15 protein-coding genes, 1 rRNA gene and 1 other RNA gene are annotated in these 18,218 nt (G+C 33.4%); 9 read left to right on the top strand and 8 right to left on the bottom strand.

Annotated elements, in window-relative coordinates; all coding sequences use genetic code 11:
* Positions 1 to 96: 96 nt before the first annotated feature.
* From PMOB_RS09630 to PMOB_RS09620, 3 genes are all read right to left on the bottom strand, one after another.
* On the bottom strand, positions 97 to 831 hold the full coding sequence (locus tag PMOB_RS09630; protein WP_012209656.1) for a hypothetical protein: 735 nt from the start codon (positions 829 to 831) through the stop codon (positions 97 to 99).
* Positions 832 to 1,427: 596 nt separating this feature from the next.
* A complete protein-coding gene (locus PMOB_RS09625; RefSeq protein WP_012209655.1) occupies positions 1,428 to 3,155 on the bottom strand; it encodes an NAD+ synthase in 1,728 nt (575 codons plus the stop codon).
* An 81-nt stretch (positions 3,156 to 3,236) separates the two neighbouring features.
* Positions 3,237 to 4,139: a phospholipase D-like domain-containing protein gene (locus tag PMOB_RS09620; protein ID WP_012209654.1), complete on the bottom strand. Its 903-nt coding sequence runs from the start codon at positions 4,137 to 4,139 to the stop codon at positions 3,237 to 3,239.
* Positions 4,140 to 4,502: 363 nt separating this feature from the next.
* On the opposite strand from PMOB_RS09620, the gene PMOB_RS09615 reads away from it, so the two are divergent.
* From PMOB_RS09615 to PMOB_RS09585, 9 genes are all read left to right on the top strand, one after another.
* Positions 4,503 to 5,921, top strand: coding sequence for a glycosyltransferase (locus PMOB_RS09615; RefSeq protein WP_012209653.1), 1,419 nt, complete (start codon positions 4,503 to 4,505; stop codon positions 5,919 to 5,921).
* Between the two features lie 61 nt (positions 5,922 to 5,982).
* Positions 5,983 to 7,578: a DNA repair protein RecN gene (locus PMOB_RS09610; RefSeq protein ID WP_012209652.1), complete on the top strand. Its 1,596-nt coding sequence runs from the start codon at positions 5,983 to 5,985 to the stop codon at positions 7,576 to 7,578.
* 16 nt (positions 7,579 to 7,594) lie between these two features.
* Positions 7,595 to 8,215, top strand: coding sequence for a HEAT repeat domain-containing protein (locus PMOB_RS09605; protein WP_012209651.1), 621 nt, complete (start codon positions 7,595 to 7,597; stop codon positions 8,213 to 8,215).
* Positions 8,216 to 8,295: 80 nt separating this feature from the next.
* Positions 8,296 to 8,655: a transfer-messenger RNA gene (gene ssrA / locus PMOB_RS10480) on the top strand.
* A 301-nt stretch (positions 8,656 to 8,956) separates the two neighbouring features.
* A complete protein-coding gene (gene hydG / locus PMOB_RS09600; protein ID WP_012209650.1) occupies positions 8,957 to 10,372 on the top strand; it encodes a [FeFe] hydrogenase H-cluster radical SAM maturase HydG in 1,416 nt (471 codons plus the stop codon).
* Positions 10,373 to 10,390: 18 nt separating this feature from the next.
* Positions 10,391 to 11,533, top strand: a complete 1,143-nt coding sequence (hydE, locus tag PMOB_RS09595; protein WP_012209649.1) for a [FeFe] hydrogenase H-cluster radical SAM maturase HydE — start codon at positions 10,391 to 10,393, stop codon at positions 11,531 to 11,533.
* On the top strand, positions 11,511 to 12,707 hold the full coding sequence (gene hydF, locus PMOB_RS09590; protein WP_012209648.1) for a [FeFe] hydrogenase H-cluster maturation GTPase HydF: 1,197 nt from the start codon (positions 11,511 to 11,513) through the stop codon (positions 12,705 to 12,707). The genes hydE and hydF overlap by 23 nt, the downstream gene beginning before the upstream one ends.
* Before the next feature lie 185 nt (positions 12,708 to 12,892).
* Entirely contained in the window at positions 12,893 to 13,069 is a 177-nt protein-coding gene (locus PMOB_RS10730) for a hypothetical protein (protein WP_155811098.1), read from the top strand.
* Between the two features lies 1 nt (position 13,070).
* Positions 13,071 to 13,799, top strand: coding sequence for an ATP-binding cassette domain-containing protein (locus PMOB_RS09585; RefSeq protein WP_012209647.1), 729 nt, complete (start codon positions 13,071 to 13,073; stop codon positions 13,797 to 13,799).
* Between the two features lie 4 nt (positions 13,800 to 13,803).
* Here the strand turns inward: PMOB_RS09585 and PMOB_RS09580 are convergent, their stop codons facing one another.
* The 5 genes from PMOB_RS09580 to rrf all read right to left on the bottom strand — a co-directional run bounded on the left by PMOB_RS09580 (position 13,804) and on the right by rrf (position 18,217).
* Positions 13,804 to 14,850 carry a hypothetical protein gene (locus tag PMOB_RS09580; protein WP_041534155.1) on the bottom strand — a complete coding sequence of 349 codons (1,047 nt, stop codon included), beginning with the start codon at positions 14,848 to 14,850 and terminating at the stop codon, positions 13,804 to 13,806.
* A 77-nt stretch (positions 14,851 to 14,927) separates the two neighbouring features.
* Entirely contained in the window at positions 14,928 to 15,665 is a 738-nt protein-coding gene (truA, locus tag PMOB_RS09575) for a tRNA pseudouridine(38-40) synthase TruA (RefSeq protein WP_012209645.1), read from the bottom strand.
* Positions 15,666 to 15,676: 11 nt separating this feature from the next.
* Positions 15,677 to 16,255, bottom strand: coding sequence for a hypothetical protein (locus PMOB_RS09570; protein WP_012209644.1), 579 nt, complete (start codon positions 16,253 to 16,255; stop codon positions 15,677 to 15,679).
* A 23-nt stretch (positions 16,256 to 16,278) separates the two neighbouring features.
* The gene (locus PMOB_RS09565) at positions 16,279 to 17,958 is read right to left on the bottom strand and encodes a phospho-sugar mutase (protein WP_012209643.1); all 1,680 of its coding nucleotides are present in this window, start codon (positions 17,956 to 17,958) and stop codon (positions 16,279 to 16,281) included.
* A 146-nt stretch (positions 17,959 to 18,104) separates the two neighbouring features.
* Positions 18,105 to 18,217, bottom strand: a 5S ribosomal RNA gene (gene rrf, locus PMOB_RS09560).
* Position 18,218 lies beyond the last annotated feature (1 nt).

The raw sequence follows: 18,218 nt of genomic DNA, 5'->3' as shown, positions 1-18,218 counted from the left end.
AGAATCTTTAAAAATTAGATACCCCCTTTTGGACCCAACTCCAGTAACTCTTTTAAAATAAATATTATACTTAAAAATTCTTTATTTTTATATTTTCTAATTATTGCTCCAAAATTCTTGAGATTCCGATATCATTATTAGCTCTCCAAAATTATTGGTTGATTTTTCTAAATAGTATATCTTATTGAACAACCCATACTTTTTCGAAATGAAATAAATGTAGTCTTGGGATTCACCTACCGTACTTATCAAATTTTTTGATAAAGTAAACTCTTGATCGTTACTAACAATGGTGTAACTGTTCTCACTTTCTTTGATATATTCATAATTTGCTAATTCTGGAATCTCTAAGACCCTTATTCGTAAAAGATTTTCAACAAAGGTAAAAATATCTTCAACGATTTCCTCGTTTGGTACTATAACAAATTTAAAGATACTACCATTTTTTAGAATTACAGAATATTCGAGCCCTCTGAAATCGTAAGAAGGATAAGAGACTACTACCATATCAGAGTTTTCAAAAAAGAAGAATCTATCGTCAAATGTTTGAATATTGAATGAACCAAACTTTGTTTTTACTGTGTAAGTGTTTGTGATATTGCTTTTTTCAATAGTTATATTGTAACCTTTGGGCGAAAAAGGCATTTTTTTAACCCGTTCGTAGCCTGTTTCTTTGATTTTTACATATGGATAGTAATAATGGCTTTCTAAGTTTTCTACATACAAATTCCATAGTATGAAAGTAGCAAAATATATGACTGCCATAGTGCCAATGATGATTAATAAATTTTTTAGACTGTCGTTGGATTGGTTTTTTTCTTTTTCTTCCATGATTTTTTCTCCTGTTTTAATGGTTGTTTTTAGCGCTTCCACCCTTCTAAAAGGGACCTGCGGTCCCTAACGCGGCCGGGGGTGGGCTCCGCCCTGTGACCCTTTTAAAACCTAAATCTTATTGTTAAAAATTATTTAGTTTCTATAATATTTATTCTATCTAGGTTTGCGCCCTTCCACAATTCTTCACGCTTTTGAAAGAGAGACCTGCGGTCCTTAACGCGGCCGGGGGAGGGCTCCGCCCTGTGACCCTTTTAAAACCAAAATCTTATTGTTAAAAATTATTTAGTTTCTATAATATTTATTCTATCTAGGTTTGCGCCCTTCCGCAGTTCCTCACACTTTTGAAAGAGGGACCTGCGGTCCCTGACCTAACCAGGAATAGAGGGCTGCGCCCTGTGACCTTTTAAAAAAAAGAGCGTTTTTTAGTTAATTATTAGCATCGTTTTTTGTAAGCTGCGCTTAGTCTTTATTTGCGCCCCTTCGCCCCGCAGCCCACCCCACAAGGAAAAGATCGAAGATCTCTTGACCTCGCAGCCCACCCATAAGGAAAAAGATCCTTATTTAGCGCTCTAACCCTGTGCATTTGACATTAACTACCAAGGGATATATTTATTTGTAATTGGCATTCTTCTGTCTTTTCCAAAACTTCTTTCAGTTAGTTTTATACCAGGAGCAGATTGCCTTCTTTTGTATTCGTTCTTGTTGACCATGTTTATTACATTTTTCAATAACCCTTCATCGTATCCTTCCTGTAGTAATTCATCATATGACATTTCTCTGTCTATATACTTGAATAAAATCTCATCGAGTAAAGCATATGGCGGCAAAATATCCTCATCTTTTTGATTTGGTCGAAGTTCCGCTGAAGGGGCTTTTTCTAATATCGATTTTATAATAATTTCCTTTCCATGCAGTTCATTGTATTTTCTGGCAACTTTATATAAGTCTGTTTTGTATAAGTCTTTAATGGGAGAGAATCCTCCTGCCATGTCTCCATACAATGTAGCGTATCCTGTAGCTGCTTCACTTTTGTTGCCGCAAGCTAAGGCTAAATATCCGAATTTGTTCGAAAATGCCATTACTAAGTTTCCCCTTATCCTTGCTTGAATGTTTTCTTCAGTTTTGTCTTCATCGGTGTTTTTAAAGCTTTCCTTTAAATTTTCAATATACTTTTCGTATATGTCATTTATTGGTATTATTTTATAATTTATTCCCAAATTTTTTGATAACTCTATCGAATCGTCGATACTGCCTTTAGATGAGTATTGAGAAGGCATTAGTAATCCCACAACATTTTCAGGGCCAATAGCATCCGCTGCAATAGCGGCTGTGAGCGAAGAATCTATTCCTCCACTTAGTCCTAGAACAACTTTTTGGAAACCATTTTTCAATACATAATCTTTTATCCCAGTTTTTACAGCAAGGTACAATTGCTCGTATATATCAAAAGAGTCAACTTTGACAGCTTTTATAGGAGTTTTTTCTCTAATCTTTTTTTCTATTTTGATTGTATTTACGCTTTCATAGTAGGCACTTTGATTGTAATGTTTCCTTTTTCCTTCCCTTAAATTTGCTCTAGTAGGTTCTAGGGGATCTATATCTATAAAATACAACCCTTCTTCAAAAGAAGGAGCACTTAATTCTATTTCTCCGTATGGGTTAATAACTACACTCCCACCATCGAAAACTAACTCATCTTGACCACCTATAATATTGCAATAAGCGATCCAACTCGATAACTCTGATGCTCTAGTTTTAAGCATTTCAAACCTTACTTTATTTCTCCCCTTATAAAAAGGAGATGAAGAAAGGTTTAAAATCAAATTGGCTCCGTTTTGGGCTAAAGAAACAGCCGGTCCATTGGGAACCCACAGATCTTCACAAATTGTTATTCCAATTTTGATCCTTTCCATTTCCATTAAAAAAGGTGCTCTACCGGCAGTAAAATACCTTTTTTCGTCAAAAACAGAGTAGTTTGGTAAGAACATCTTTTTATAACTACCATAGATTTCGCCTTTGTATATAACAAAAGCAGAGTTGTAGGATTCAACATCCCAGTCAACAGCACCTAAAACTATTACAACATCTTTAGATTTACTAAAATCTTGTATTTCTTCTATACTTTTCAAAGAATCCTTGAGAAATTGAGTTTTTAAGATTAAATCTTCAGGTGGGTATCCATTCAGAGATAATTCCGGAAATAATATTATATCGGCACCTTTTTCGTCTGCCTTAGAGATGAAATCTTTTATCTTTTCAACATTTCCTGGATAGTCGCCAACTGTAGAATTCATTTGAGCCAAAGATATTCTTATTTTCATAGCTAATTTATGCTTTCGGTTTATTTTTTAAAAGCATGGACCTCCTTTTTCGGATATTGAAAAAAGAAACACCAATATATTTTACCATTCTTGCCATAATAAATCAAATTTTCTGTTTATGATGTCAGCCAACCCTTTGTTTTTAATTATAACAACCATTTCGTCGTTTTTCTCTCTTGCCCTATAGGTTAGATTGTAACTTCCTATAATGACTGTTTCTCCATCTATTGTTATACACTTTGCATGAATGTCATTCCTATATTTTATATTTATGCCTTGCATATATTTTAAGGGTGAAGTGTAGATTTTGTTCCAATCATCGGATAGTATTTCAACCTTTACATTATTGGAGGAAGCTTGTTCCAAAACATGGACAAAGTAGGGATCGGTGAAAGAATACGAAAAGACTTTTAAAGAAATTTTGGATCTCTTAATCTCATTTAAGACTGAGTTAAGGACCTCTTTTGATGGCCCAGTTATTATTTTTACCTTCCCAAATTCGGTGGTGTTTAGACGCTTATTGATTACTTCTTTTGAATATCCAAATTTACCCCTTTGAAAGTTCTCATATTCATCAAGAAAAACTTTAACAATCTTTTCATCTTCGGTGTAGATGAAGATGTTTAGATCTGTTAATAAACCGCTTGTAGTGAAGTTCCCAGTTCCAAATAATACTGAGTTGTTATCGAAGATCATATATTTTTGATGTAGGTAACCGTCAGTATTCTTATCGTATTTGATGGTCAAATTCAAATCACCAGAATATCCACCATCTTTTTCTAAAAATATTTGGTGGTTTATAGCTGATAAGTTTTCAGAAATTGTGTCATCCAAACTGAAAGATACAACTTTTACTGAAGTGCTCGTGGTTAGTTTTTGGTTTATGAAGTGTACTAATTCTCCACCGGAGAAGAAGAGTTCATAGGAAAAAATCGAGGTAAAGAAAGACAGAAATAATGCTGTTAAGGTAAGTTTTGTTTTCAATGTTGTTAATCCTCCGTCCTGTGAACTTTTGAAGCTTTATTATTAGAATTTCTTCTAAAACTTACTGTTAGCGCCCCTTCGCCCCGCTGCCCACCCATAAGGAAAAAGTTTTTTTAATATTTTCCCCAGAACACCCTCGTACGAAAAAAGTTTTTTCATTTTTTGACCTGCTGACCACACATAAGGAAAAAAGTTTTTTTATTTTTTGTTCTGCTGCACACACATGGGAATACAAAATGAAATCGTTAGAATTATAGCATATTTTCGAATTTTGCTTCTAAAACGTTGAAAAGAAAATTTATTAGAAGTATGGTAAAATATATTTGTTGTATTGCAAATAACAGAGTATTGGAGGTAGCTTAAATGAAGGTGCTATTTCTAAACCCCCAGGGCAACTTTGACAAAAACGATTCTCATTTAACCGAGCATCCTGATTTTGGGGGTCAATTGATCTACGTTAAAGAAGTATCTAAAGAGTTGGCTAATTTAAATGTTTCTGTGGATATAGTTACCAGACAGATAATTGATCGTGACTGGCCTGAGTTTTCAAAGGAATTAGATTATTTCGATATTAATAAAAATCCAACTATTGTCAGGATACCTTTTGATGGTGAAAAATTTTTAAATAAAGAACAATTGTGGCCTTATTTAAAGGAATACGTTGATAATATTCTTTCATTTTACAAAGGCAAAAATATAGATTTCATAACCACTCATTACGCCGATGGAGGGTACTCGGGAGTTCTCTTAAGATCAAAATTAGGTTTAAATTTCTCTTTCACAGGGCATTCTTTAGGTGCCCAAAAAATGGACAAATTAAACGTCTCTTCGAAGAATTTTGAAGATCTCGACAAAGAGTACCATTTTTCACAAAGAATAATGGCTGAAAGGTTGTCAATGCAATACGCATCTAAAATTATTGTCTCCACATCTATGGAAAGATATGAACAATATTCTCATCCTTTGTATGCCGATGTTTCTGAAGTTGCAAACGACAGTAAATACAAAGTGATTCCTCCTGGTGTTAACACGGAGATCTTTAACGACGATTTGACTGATCTCGATCAAGACACTGTCGCTCAAATTGAAAATAAATTAAATAAACAGCAAAAACCTTTTATCGTTCTCTCCAGCCGTTTAGATGCTAAAAAGAATCATATAGCTGTTGTGAAGGCATATGCAAATTCTAGAGATCTTCAAGATAAGGCAAATCTAGGAATATTTCTTAGGGGCATTCCTGATCCTTTCACTGACATACAAAAATTGTCGGAAAAAGAAAGATCCATCCTAACCCCAATTTTGGAAGAAATAGAAAAAGCAGATATAAAAGATAAGGTATATTTTTTTGATTTAAAATCTCAACTTGCCTTAGCTACCGCTTACAAACTCTTTTCAAAATTGAAGTCCGTTTTTGTTTTACCCTCTTTTTATGAACCTTTTGGCTTAGCTCCTATCGAAGCAGGCGCTTGTGGCCTTGCTGTTGTTGCAACAAAGAATGGTGGACCAAGCGAAATATTTTCGGATGGTTCAGGTGTGTTAATTAATCCTGAAGATATTCAAGATATTGTTGAGGGCTTAATAAAAGCTTTGAATAATTATGATTATTTTTCAAAAAAGGTTAAAAAAAGAGTTTTAGAAAATTATACTTGGAAGAGTACTGCTAGAGGATATTTAGAGGTTATTGAGGAAGGAGTTAAACTTCCCAAAAAAACGTTAGAAAAAGTGCCTCCTTTAGATGCAAATGAAATAATACTTGATTATTTAAAAAATAAAAAGATTTAAAATTATGGTATAATTTCGATGATAGAAGAATAAAGTGCCGATTGTAAGGTTGGTGTGGTGAATGCTACTTTCTTTGTCTATAAAAAATTTTGGTCTCTTTAAAAGTGCTAACGTGGATTTTAACGATAATTTCTGCGCTATCACCGGTGAATCGGGAACGGGAAAATCTATGTTTTTAAATGCTTTAAATCTTTTTTTAATAGGAAATGTTCCTCAAAACCTGAAGACCTCAGAAGGTTCAGTTTCAGCATATTTTACCGTTAATGATTTTATCAAAGAGATGCTGAGAGAATACGTGCCCTTTGATGGTGATGATTTGATCTTAGCCGTAAATTTCACTCCTAAAAAGACACTTTTCAGAGTTAACGATACAATAGTTCCTAAAAACGTCGTTCAAGACATTTCGAAGTATCTGTTAGAAATACATTCTCAAGACTCCAACATAGCTTTGAGAGACGAGAATTATCAGAATTCTTTGATTTTTAAGATTTTGAGAGAGAAATTCCCCGAATATTTTTTTGATTACGATAAGGGGTATGAGGAATACTTGAATTTGAAAAGAAAGCTAGAAAACCTTCCAACCAATAAAACCGAAATCTTTCGAAATATTGATATTTTAAACTACCAGATCCAGGAAATTGAAGAGGCGAACCTTCAACCTCATGAAGATGATGAACTTTCTGCTCGGTTTAAAACTCTAAATAATTTAGAAGAAATCAGGGAACGTTTGGTAGAATCTTTAAACATACTAAAAGATAGAGAGGAACAAAGTATCGATGAGGAAATTGGTTATATAATTTACAATTTGTCAAAGTTAAAAGATTTTGGATTCATTGAAGAACATTCTCTAGCTTCGTCTATTCAGGAACAAATAGCCGAATTATACACCCTTTTAGAAAATAGATTATCTCAACTAGATAGCGATCCAGAAGAATTGGAAAGAGTCAGCGAGAGACTGAACAAAATCATCGATTTAAAAAGAAAATATGGTCCATCTCTTGATGATGTTTTAAAAAATCTCAACAAGTTTAGAATTCAAAAAAATGAATTAGAAGAAATAAAAAACGATTTTCACGAGTTAGAACCAAGATTATATAAATTGAAAGACGAATTATTAGAACTCAGTGATAAAATAATAGAGGAAGTTACTCCTTTTCTCAACGATTTAAAATCAAACATTGAAAACAATCTGAAGGATCTTAATATGGAAAATAGTAAGATAGATTGGAAGATAGAAAGACTAAAAGAGCCAAAAAAAGAGGCAGCACATAGGATCACCTTTTTATTAAAAACAAATCCAAAAAGTGATTTTATGCCTTTATCCGAAATAGCTTCTGGGGGTGAATTATCTAGAATAATATTAGCAGTGGAGGTTGTACTAGGAAAAAATCATGCAATTGATACTATGGTTTTTGACGAGATTGATTCTGGAGTTGGTCCAAGGATGGCAGATGTTGTAGGAAATAAACTCAACGAATTATCAAAAGACAAACAAATTATTGTAATCACTCATATGCCCCAAGTTGCAAATTTCGCCACTGAACACTTTAAAATAGTAAAATCGTCAAACGAAGAAACTAGTTCAGCAATCATAAAATTATCAGAAAATGAAAGATTGGAAGAAATAAAAGAAATGTACGGAAACATTGTCTATTGAAAAGGATGTGTAAAAGATGTACAGTCGTGAAGATCTGATAAAAAAGATAGTAGATGAAAAAGGGCTTCAAGCTATACCTAATTTAATAGAGTTATTAGATGACGAAGATTACGAAGTTCGAGAATTGGCAAGGGATGCATTGAGCGTTATGGCACCCGAGGGAAAAGAATACCTTTTACAAGAGTTCAAACGAAGATTCAATCTGAACTTTCAAGACGATACTGTTTTGTTGTATCTAGCTGAACTTTTATCTGACTTGAAGTGCCATGAAATAGTGGAAAACCTTAAGATGATGTTCAATAAATTTTCAGATGAGAGGGCTTTCCCTTTGATCATAGAAAATCTATTAAAAATCACAAAAGATGAATCTTATTTAGACATATTGAAAACTTATATTGACAGCGATGAATGGGAAATAGAAGAGATAAGCGTTATGGCCATTACCGAGTTACCGAACAGAAAAACTTTAGATATACTTTTAGAAAAGTATTATAAAACTTCCAACAACTCTTTAAAAGTGCTCATTTTGGATTCAATAACAAAAATCTTGTCTAAGAATTTTGATTTGGTTCCATACCTACAAGAACGTGACCCTGAAATATCTGAAAAGCTACAGTGGCATCTTAAGAGGTCTTGATTTTGAACTGAAAATTTGTTATAATATAAACGTATCCCAGCAAAAAGAATTCACCCCGAACGGGTTAAGGAATAAAGTATGGGGACGATTGGGTTCGACGGGAATAGGCTGAAGTCGGGAAGCGAGTCGAGGAGTCTGAAACCTCGTAAAAAACGAAAAAACATTGAAATGCCGAAGAACCAGAATTAGCATTAGCTGCTGCGTAGACGGCGGCTCGTCTCTCCCCAAGTTTTCTTGGAACCTTGCTTGAGGAATGAGGCGTCAGAAAAAGGTTCCACTTCTAAAATCTCTTACCCGGGTTTTAGAAGTACCAACGGGTAATAGGAAATTGTGACTCGGTCCGCAAAGTCACAATTTCCGAAAACTGATTGCGGACTGCGCTCGGAGAAGCCGACTTCACCTATTTTCGGACGCGGGTTCGATTCCCGCCGTCTCCACCATTTTTTAGGATGTAAGTTAAATATTTCACATACATACTATATACAATATACAGGGGTGGGGAGCAGTCACGGTATTGCTACCCTTTTTTTCTATGCAGGATGATGGACACAGTGGGGATAAAACGAGTTTTAGAATATTTAAATTCTATATATACTAAAGTCGACACTTTAGAAATATAAAGATTTTCAAAAATAAGATTTTGTTTTTAAATTGGTTACAGGGCGGAGCCCTTCCTCACACATGCGAGCGGGTTAAAGCTTTTAAAGACACTAAATTTAAAAAATAGAGGAGGATAATTGAGTGTTTTGGATAAGAGATAAGGAGAACCAAAAACCATTCATAAAAGAAGATGAAATATTTAACATATTGGAAGGAACAAAATCCCCAAGTAAATTAAAAGTCAGAGATATTATTCAAAAATCTTTATCAAAAGAAAGATTGAATCCAGACGAAGTAGCAACACTTTTAAACGTTGAAGATGATGAAACGTTAGAAGAGATTTTTGAAGGAGCAAGAACATTAAAAAGAAATGTATATGGGAATAGAATAGTCTTTTTTGCTCCTCTTTATATTGGAAACAAATGTATAAACAATTGTGAGTACTGTGGTTTTAGATCAAGCAACACGGAAATTTATAGAAACTCTCTTAGTTTTGAACAATTAGAGAAAGAGGTGAAAGCACTTGAAGACAAAGGCCATAAAAGATTAATATTAGTTTATGGCGAACATCCTGATTACGATGCAGATTTCATAGCCAAAACCGTTGAAACGGTATACAAAACTAAAAACAGAAACGGTGAGATCAGAAGGGTGAATATCAATGCTGCCCCTCAGACAATTGATGATTACAAAAAAATAAAAGAAGTTGGAATAGGAACATTTCAAATTTTTCAAGAAACTTATCATTTTGATACTTACAAGAAAGTTCATCCAAAAGGGCCTAAATCTAGTTATATATGGAGGCTATATGGATTAGACAGAGCTGTAGCTGCTGGGATTGACGATGTTGGGATCGGTGCTTTATTTGGACTTTACGATTATAAATTCGAGGTCATGGGCCTTTTATACCATACAATACATCTTGAAGAACGCTTTGGATTTGGTCCCCATACAATTTCATTTCCACGAATAGAACCAGCTCTAAACACCCCTTTATCTGAGCAACCTCCATACCTTGTGAATAATAATGAATTCCAAAAGATAGTGGCGATTTTAAGATTAGCTGTACCCTACACGGGATTAATTTTAACAGCCAGAGAACCTTCCCATATAAGAAACGAGGTTTTAAAGTTAGGAGTTTCACAAATAGATGCTGGTTCTAATATTGGAATTGGTGCATATTCAACAGAAGATCAACAAGCTTATAAGAAAAGTCAATTCACCTTAGGTGACCAAAGGAGTTTAGACACTGTAATAAACGAATTAGCAATCGAAGGTTATCTTCCTTCATTTTGTACCGCATGCTATCGTATGGGGAGAACTGGCGAGCACTTCATGGAGTTTGCAATACCTGGATTTGTGAAGAGGTTTTGCACTCCCAACGCCATTTTAACTCTTTTAGAATATGCCCAGGATTATGCCCCAGAAAATACTAGGATATCTATCGAAAAGAGGATCGAAGAAGAGTTAAAGGTTATGAATGAAGGGCCTCTAAAAGAGAAATTATTAGAAAGAATGGATCTTGTTAAGGCTGGAAAAAGAGATCTATACTTTTAATGCAAAGGGATGTATTATATGAAATTACAAAACGAAGAAATTTTAAAAATATTACAGAGTAATACACCACATTCCACCTCTCAATGGGATGATTATTCTAATTTTTCTGAAAAAGTTCAAAATATCGTGAATTATTTTATATCTAATGAAACCATAGAAAAAGAACACATTATACAAATCTTGTCTTTAAAAAAAGAAGATAAAGATCGAGATGATCTTTTCAATGTAGCAAATCTGATCAGAAAAACGTATACAGGAGACTATATAAACATAAAAGGAGTTATCGAGTTTTCAAATTATTGTAAGAAAAACTGTTACTATTGTGGATTGAGAGCTAAAAATCCATCTGTACAAAGGTATCGGATGAGTCCCAAAGAAATAATAGAAGTTGCAAATCAAGCAGCGATACTTGGTTTAGATACGATTATTCTTCAAAGTGGTGAAGACGATAGATACACAGATGATGATTTAATCTACATCATAAGAGAAATAAGAAAAAACACAAGTTTACCCGTATCTTTATCAATTGGTGAAAGAAGTTTTTCATCATATAGAAAATTTAGAAAAGCAGGCGCAGTAAGGGTACTTCTAAAACACGAAACCATTAACAAAAATATTTTTAAAAATATCCATCCTGAAAAGAGCTATGATAATAGAATAGAACTATTAAGGTATATGAATAGTCTAGGTTACGTGACTGGTTCGGGGAATATTATAGGTTTACCTGGACAAACATTAGAAGATATAGCTGATGATATTCTTTTTATGAGAAATGAAAATATTAGGATGATAGGTATGGGGCCATTTATCCCCACAGAAAACACACCGTTAAAAAATCATCCTCGTGGGAGTGGTGAATTAACTTTAAACGCCTACTGTGCCACAAGATTTTGCGTGCCAAGAGCACAAATGCCTACTACTACTGCATTAGGAACGATTTCTCCCGATTTGCAATACCAAGGTTTTTTTGCCGGGTGCAACGTTATTATGGTTAACATTACTCCAGAAGTGTATAGAAAAAATTACAACATCTACGATAATAAGATAAAAGTAGAGTTTTATGAGACATATGAAAAAATCAAACAATTAGGCTTCTCACCTTCCAAAATAACCCAAAAACGAATGGAGGATGGAAATAATGCCAGCAACATCAGGTTATAGAACTTACATAGCTATCGCTGGAAGAAGAAACGTTGGAAAATCCTCTTTGATAAACGCAATAGTTAATCAAGAAATAGCTCTTGTTTCTAACGTTGCTGGGACAACTACCGATCCAGTATATAAAAGTATGGAATTACAACCTATAGGCCCCGTTACTTTAATTGATACCCCAGGTATTGACGATGAGGGTGAACTTGGAAAAAAAAGAATTGAAAGGGCTAAAAGAGCTTTTTACAAAGCTGATGTTGGAGTTTTAGTAGTTGATTCTGAACCCAACGGGTTTGAACACTCTATTTGCGATCTCTTTGAAAAGATGAATATCCCATTCATAATCGTATTGAATAAAATAGATCAACTTAACAACGTATCTAATTTAAAACAATTATATATTAATTCTTTTGGAAGACCTGTTTTAGAAGTTTCTTGCAAAGAAAAAATCAATATAGAAAGAGTAAAAGAAGCTTTGACTGAGTTAAAACCAAAGGAAGAAGAAATTCCGTTGCTTCCACAATTTATTAAAAGCAACGATATCGTCTTACTTGTCGTCCCGGTGGACACAGGAGCACCAAAAGGTCGATTGATAATGCCTCAGGTAGCAACTATAAGAGAAGCAATAGATAGAAAGGCTTTTCCAATTGTGACTTCTGTTGAAGGAATAAGCGAAATAATTAGTAAGTTGAAAGAAAAACCTAAGTTGGTTATCACCGATTCTCAAGCAATTGGGAGGGTTTCTGAATTAGTCTCTGAGGATATAAATTTAACTACATTTTCAATATTAGAGGCACATCATAAAGGGGATATCAGTATCTTAACTAAGGATATAGACGTAATTAATAATTTGGAAAATGGCGATACCATTCTTATAATGGAAGGTTGTTCTCATCGCCCGTTGAGTGAAGATATAGGAAGAGTCAAAATTCCAAAATGGCTCGAAAAATATTCCGAAAAATCTTTGAATTTTAAGTTTATTGCAGGGAAAGAATTCCCTGACATAGAAGATGTTAAGAACGTAAAATTGGTTGTACATTGTGGGGGATGTACTCTTACAAGAAGAATGATGTTAAGAAGAATAAATTCAATCAATAGGTTGGGAGTTCCTGTCGTTAATTACGGGGTGCTAATATCTTTTCTCCACGGATCCTTAAATAGAACTTTAGAACCTCTTTCATTATAAACAATTTTTATTGAGGCTCCTGATTTTAGTTTAGGGAGTCTTTCTTTTTTCCTTAAACACTTGATTTTTCACGGTTTTATAAAAGAACTGTAATGAAATTTAGCTTTTTTGTATAAAGAAGAGAGTATTATAATATTTGTAAGCCACCAATTTAAAGATTAAGTGAAGAAAGGCGGCGAATTGCGGTGTACGAGAAAAACCAAAGTCCTTATCGTGAAGATGATTCTTTCAAATTCAAATACTCTTCTCAAATTGATTTTATTAGATCTCTAAAAAATGCTAACGACGAGGAAAGTATTAGAAAGTTAGCGTTAGCGAAAGAAGACTATTTTTTTAATAATATGAAAAGCACAAAACATTAAAATGGATAAAGATAAGATTATCGAAATTAAAGATTTATCTGTATACATTAACAGTCAAAGACTACTAAATGATATTAATTTAGAAATATCAAAAAATGAAATTCTTTTAATTTATGGACCTAGGAATGCAGGTAAATCTTTATTAGCAAGATCTATTGTAACTTTGAATGAGGAACTTTTTAAAAACATCCAAACTACTGGTCAGATTTTATTTTTAGGTGAGGATGTTAATCATATTGAAAAACGATATCTGCGCTCCGAAATTGCATATTCGGAGCCAACCTTTGTTGATAATATAAATTTCTTAACTTTAAGTGAAGTCTTCAACCTCGTATTAGGAATAAAACCTTCCGAGATATCACATGAGCAATTTATACTTCTTGAAAAGCTTAATATCGCACATATCTTTTCCAATCATTCTTCGTTAAAAAGTTATGAGAGTTTTTGGAATTGGACAATTGGGGATAAGATTTCATTTATAATTTTTCTGAGTTTAGTTAGAAACCCACAAGTATTCATATTTGATTCTATCTTAGATCATTTGGACGATTTCATGCATAAAAATATTAAAGACTTTCTTTACGATATCAAAGAAGATCGATCATTGATTATATCTACAAGAAACCTCTCCTTGTTTTCAGACATTGCAGAAAAGATTGTTTTTTTGGATCAGGGTGAGATTGTTTACAAAGGGAGTATTGAAGGTTTTTTGCTGAATTTCCCTCTTTAGTTTATTACTCATCTTCATTAGAATAGATTATAACTTCGTTTTTTGTAATTTCGATATCAAACTTACCTAAATCGTATTCCTTTTGTGGTGCGTAGGAAGGCAACTCTAAAAACATATTGTAAACATTTCCTTCTTTGAATATTCCTCCTGCAAATTCAATCCTATAACTTTCTAATTTGAAGGTTTTTATTTGAATATATTCATCTGTGACCAAAATGGATAAAGGAGCTCTTTCAAAATCTCGATTTATATTCTTTTTACCCAAAGTGAGAAATTGGCCCGAACTGGAAAGCATGTATACCGTACTATCTTTTTCATAGGCAAAAACAATTTCTCCATCGATATAGAATGTCTTACTTTTTTCTTCTATGTCACCGTAATCACAATAAAACCGGGATTTAGTAATGACAGGTTCTCCTTTTTTTGGCATCCAAATAGATAAAGGCTCTCCATAGAAAAATACGCCGCTTTCAATTTCAAATACTTTATCTATATTAGTTTCAACTTTTTTATATATCTGTTGTTTTTCCAGATCTAATGTATATTTTTCACCTTCATAATTCGTTAAGTCTATTTCTATTTTTTTTACTCCATCCGTGAAAGTAAGTTTTGAAGGTGGTACATTTATTGTAATTGGTGTGTTTATTTTTAGATTGTTTAAAGTAGCTTCTCTGCTGTCACCCGTAATTTCTAGCTCTATCCATTTTGAAGGTACTCTTGTAATCATCTCACCAATGGGTGGAGAAAACTTATGCTCAAAAATAAAGCCATTGACATCTAAAAGTACACTCATATTTTGATTCCAACTTAAAAAAGCAGACGTTTTGGTTCCATCGTCTGTAAGAATAAAAGAGTTTTCTGGGATAACAAAGACGCTCCTAGGAAGTTCATTAAGTATTTCATGGATAGTATTATCCAAATTTTCCATTGAGGTTGTGAAAATTGTGTTGTTATATCTTATATAAAATAGATCGTTAATATAATCTATTTCCAAAATTTGAGAGTTTTCATCAGGAGGTATGGAGATATCCGCGTATTTGTAGAGATTCAACAAGACCTCGTCGAAATAGTTAGAAGGTCCATTATAAATTAAACCAATCTCCACTTTGGCTAAGATTATACCATTTATTAAAATAAAGCTGAGTAAAAATACAACCCTTGCGCAGGAGCTGAGGCAGGTGCTAAAGCTCTTTTTTTTGCTTCCAAAATTTCCTGTATTTTTTCCACTTCCCATACATCTGTACCCACCTTTACCAATGAACCAACGATATTTCTAACCATTCTTTTTAAAAAGGACTTGCCTTCAACTCTTATCAAAATTAAATCTTTTCTTAACTCTATTATTCTTACCCTATAAATGGTCCTTATGGGATTTCTCTCATCGTTACCGGTTTTAAAACTGGTAAAATCATGCTCCCCTTCAAAATATTTTGCTGCCTGTCTCATCTTTTCTAAATTCAATGCAAAAGGGATCCACCATACTCTGTCTCTTAAAAATATATTTGGATCTTCACTAATATAAATAAAATAATGATATATTCTTTTTTTTGCCTCTGCCCTTGGATTAAACCCTTCTTTTACTTCTTTGACTTCTTTTACATACACATCTTCTGGTAAAATAGCATTCAAAGCATCTTTGATATTTTTTTCAGTCATATTTTCATTTTCTACTTTAAAGGAAATAACTTGGCCTACCGCATGTACTCCTGTATCAGTTCTTCCACAAGCATAAGAAGGAATTTCTTTTTTAAAAATAACCTTTAAGGCTTTTTCAAACTCATCTTGAACGGTACGAAATGTTGGCTGACTTTGATAACCATAAAAGTTTGAACCATCATACATTACCGTTGCTGCAACCCATTTCACGAATACTCCTCCTAATATGTCTTCTGTAATAGTTGAGCTTCTAAAATTTTGAATGCGATTTCCGATTCAAATCTTTTTAATAGATCTATATTTCTTTTATAAATCCCTTCATAGATCTTTATCAAATACAAATTAACAAATTTTGTAATTCTTTGAGCGATCAACTCTCTAACGTCAAGAGGAACATTTTCAACCGTCTTTTCTAACCAATAACTAAAATTGTTGTTTATATCGTTTTCTAAAATCAAATCGTTGAAAGAAGAGATTACTCTCCTTAACCCTACATATTTAGAAACCAGATCAACATAATCGCCATGAATCTCCCTAACCGTGTTAGATATGTCATCACAATAACTTAATTTAAGGTATTTCCCTCTTCGCTCGCTTATATTTAAATATCTTCTTATACCTGATAGATCATTATTATCCTCTTCCACAAGAAAATATCCCACGAAGTTAACAGAACCTTTTCTTAAAATCGAAGGCGGAAGAATGTCGTTTATTTTTATAGTGCTTCCATCTAAATAAGAAATATCGTTGATTTCTACGAAATTACCATTATCTGTAAATAAAACGTTATGAAACCTCATTTTCACTCACCTTTATTAGAATACTAAACATTTACAATTTCTGAGATAGCCTGCTCAGCATCTTTTATCAATTTGCGAGATTCATTTTCGGAAGATGATTTTACCATAATATAAAATTTGATTTTTGGCTCTGTGCCTGAAGGCCTCGCTATAATTTTAACGTTTGAGTATCTCAGTTCTACTACATCGGATTTCGGGAACCCCTCTATTCCATTAAGATAATCTAACGTTTCCTTCAAAGTAAAATCACCAACTTTTATAGGAGGATTTTTTCTCATCTTGCTCATTATGCGTTTTATTTTTTGAGTTCCTTCAAACCCTTCAAAAGTAAAAGAAAGAAGCTTTTCATCATAATAACCATATCTTTCTTTTAGATCTTTCAAATACTCGGTGAGTGTTTTCAGTTTGGATAGGGACTCAGAACTCATAACGGAAATTAATGCAGCAGCAATTATGGCATCTTTATCCCTCACATGATCGTTCGCCAAATATCCATAACTTTCCTCAAATCCAAATATAAATTTTTTTCCACTTCCTAGATATTTTTCTATTTTTTCTCCTATATATTTGAATCCTGTCAATGTTTCTTCGACTTTTACATCGAACTCTTGGGCAATGGGTTTAACCATATCAGTAGTAACTATTGTCTTTACAATGTAATCGTCTGGTTTTAAGGAAGAAAATTCCCTAAATTTGCTTAACAAATAATGAGCCAACATTACTCCAATTTGATTTCCTGTAAAAGATACATAATCGCCTTTATATTTTTCAAATACCCCTATTCTGTCTCCATCAGGATCCGTTGCCAAAATTAGATCGGCATCTATTTCTTTTGCTTTTTTCAAAGCTAATTCAAATGCTTCTTTCTCTTCGGGATTAGGAACCTTTAAAGTTGAGAAAGAAGGATCAATTTTTGATTGTTCTTCAACTAGACTAAACTCAAAACCTAACCTATTCAAAATTCCTTCAACTAATTTCAAAGCAGCTCCATACAATGGTGTATATACTATTAAGGGTTTTTTATCCATTTTTGGATTTAAGGACCTAATGTATCCTTCAATTTCATCTAAATAATCGTTGAAAATAGATTCGCTGAGTATATTTATTTTTTCAGAATTAACAGCTTCTTCGAATCCCATCATTTTAATATCTTTGAAGTAATCTAACTTTTCGATTTCTGAAGTAATTTCATTTGCATATTGGGGAACAGCTTGAGTGCCGTCGGATGTATAAACCTTGTAACCGTTGTATTGCGGTGGATTATGGCTCGCTGTTATGATTATTCCGCCATCTGCCTTTAATTTTCTTACGGTAAAGGAAAGTAAGGGTGTAGGAGCAACTTGATCAAAAATATGTACATTAACGTTATTAGCAGCCAATACTCGAGCAGCAACCTTTGCAAATAGGTCGGAGTTTAACCTCGTATCGTAAGCAATAACAACACTCGGAAAATCTTTATATTTTTTTAAATAATTAGCGAAGCCCTGAGTTGCTCGAGCTACTGTATATACATTCATTCTGTTAGTTCCAACACCCATTATACCCCTTAATCCACCAGTTCCAAACTCTAAATCTTTATAAAAGCGATCAATAATTTCCTCTTCATTATCCTTTAAACGGAGTAGTTCTTCCTTGAAATCATCTGTTACACTTTCAAGCCATTGCTGATATCTTTTATATGCTACTTCCTTAACATCCTCCATCTCACTTCCTACCTCCATTTTTAGAATTTTTTCGTCTAAAAAATTATATCATATTTTCTTCATTTTAATAAACAAAAATGCCGCGTATATTCTACGCGGCAATTTTTAGGGCGGGACTTGGGCAGAGAAACATTTAAAAAAAAGGAAGGGGGCGATACCTACTCTCACACGTCAAAGCGTACTACCATCGGCACGATACGGCTTAACCGTCAGGTTCGGTATGGTTCTGGGTGTTTCCCGTATCGTTATCTTCACCCCCT

The organism is Petrotoga mobilis SJ95 (assembly GCF_000018605.1).
GTDB classification, from domain to species: domain Bacteria; phylum Thermotogota; class Thermotogae; order Petrotogales; family Petrotogaceae; genus Petrotoga; species Petrotoga mobilis.
This window is presented reverse-complemented; position numbering and strand designations above follow the sequence as displayed.

Coding starts and splice junctions, on each gene's coding strand:
- PMOB_RS09630 (WP_012209656.1), bottom strand. CDS start 831: ATGGAAGAAAAAGAAAAAAACCAATCCAACGACAGTCTAAAAAATTTA.
- PMOB_RS09625 (WP_012209655.1), bottom strand. CDS start 3,155: ATGAAAATAAGAATATCTTTGGCTCAAATGAATTCTACAGTTGGCGAC.
- PMOB_RS09615 (WP_012209653.1), top strand. CDS start 4,503: ATGAAGGTGCTATTTCTAAACCCCCAGGGCAACTTTGACAAAAACGAT.
- PMOB_RS09610 (WP_012209652.1), top strand. CDS start 5,983: ATGCTACTTTCTTTGTCTATAAAAAATTTTGGTCTCTTTAAAAGTGCT.
- PMOB_RS09605 (WP_012209651.1), top strand. CDS start 7,595: ATGTACAGTCGTGAAGATCTGATAAAAAAGATAGTAGATGAAAAAGGG.
- hydE (WP_012209649.1), top strand. CDS start 10,391: ATGAAATTACAAAACGAAGAAATTTTAAAAATATTACAGAGTAATACA.
- hydF (WP_012209648.1), top strand. CDS start 11,511: ATGCCAGCAACATCAGGTTATAGAACTTACATAGCTATCGCTGGAAGA.
- PMOB_RS09585 (WP_012209647.1), top strand. CDS start 13,071: ATGGATAAAGATAAGATTATCGAAATTAAAGATTTATCTGTATACATT.
- PMOB_RS09570 (WP_012209644.1), bottom strand. CDS start 16,255: ATGAGGTTTCATAACGTTTTATTTACAGATAATGGTAATTTCGTAGAA.
- PMOB_RS09565 (WP_012209643.1), bottom strand. CDS start 17,958: ATGGAGGATGTTAAGGAAGTAGCATATAAAAGATATCAGCAATGGCTT.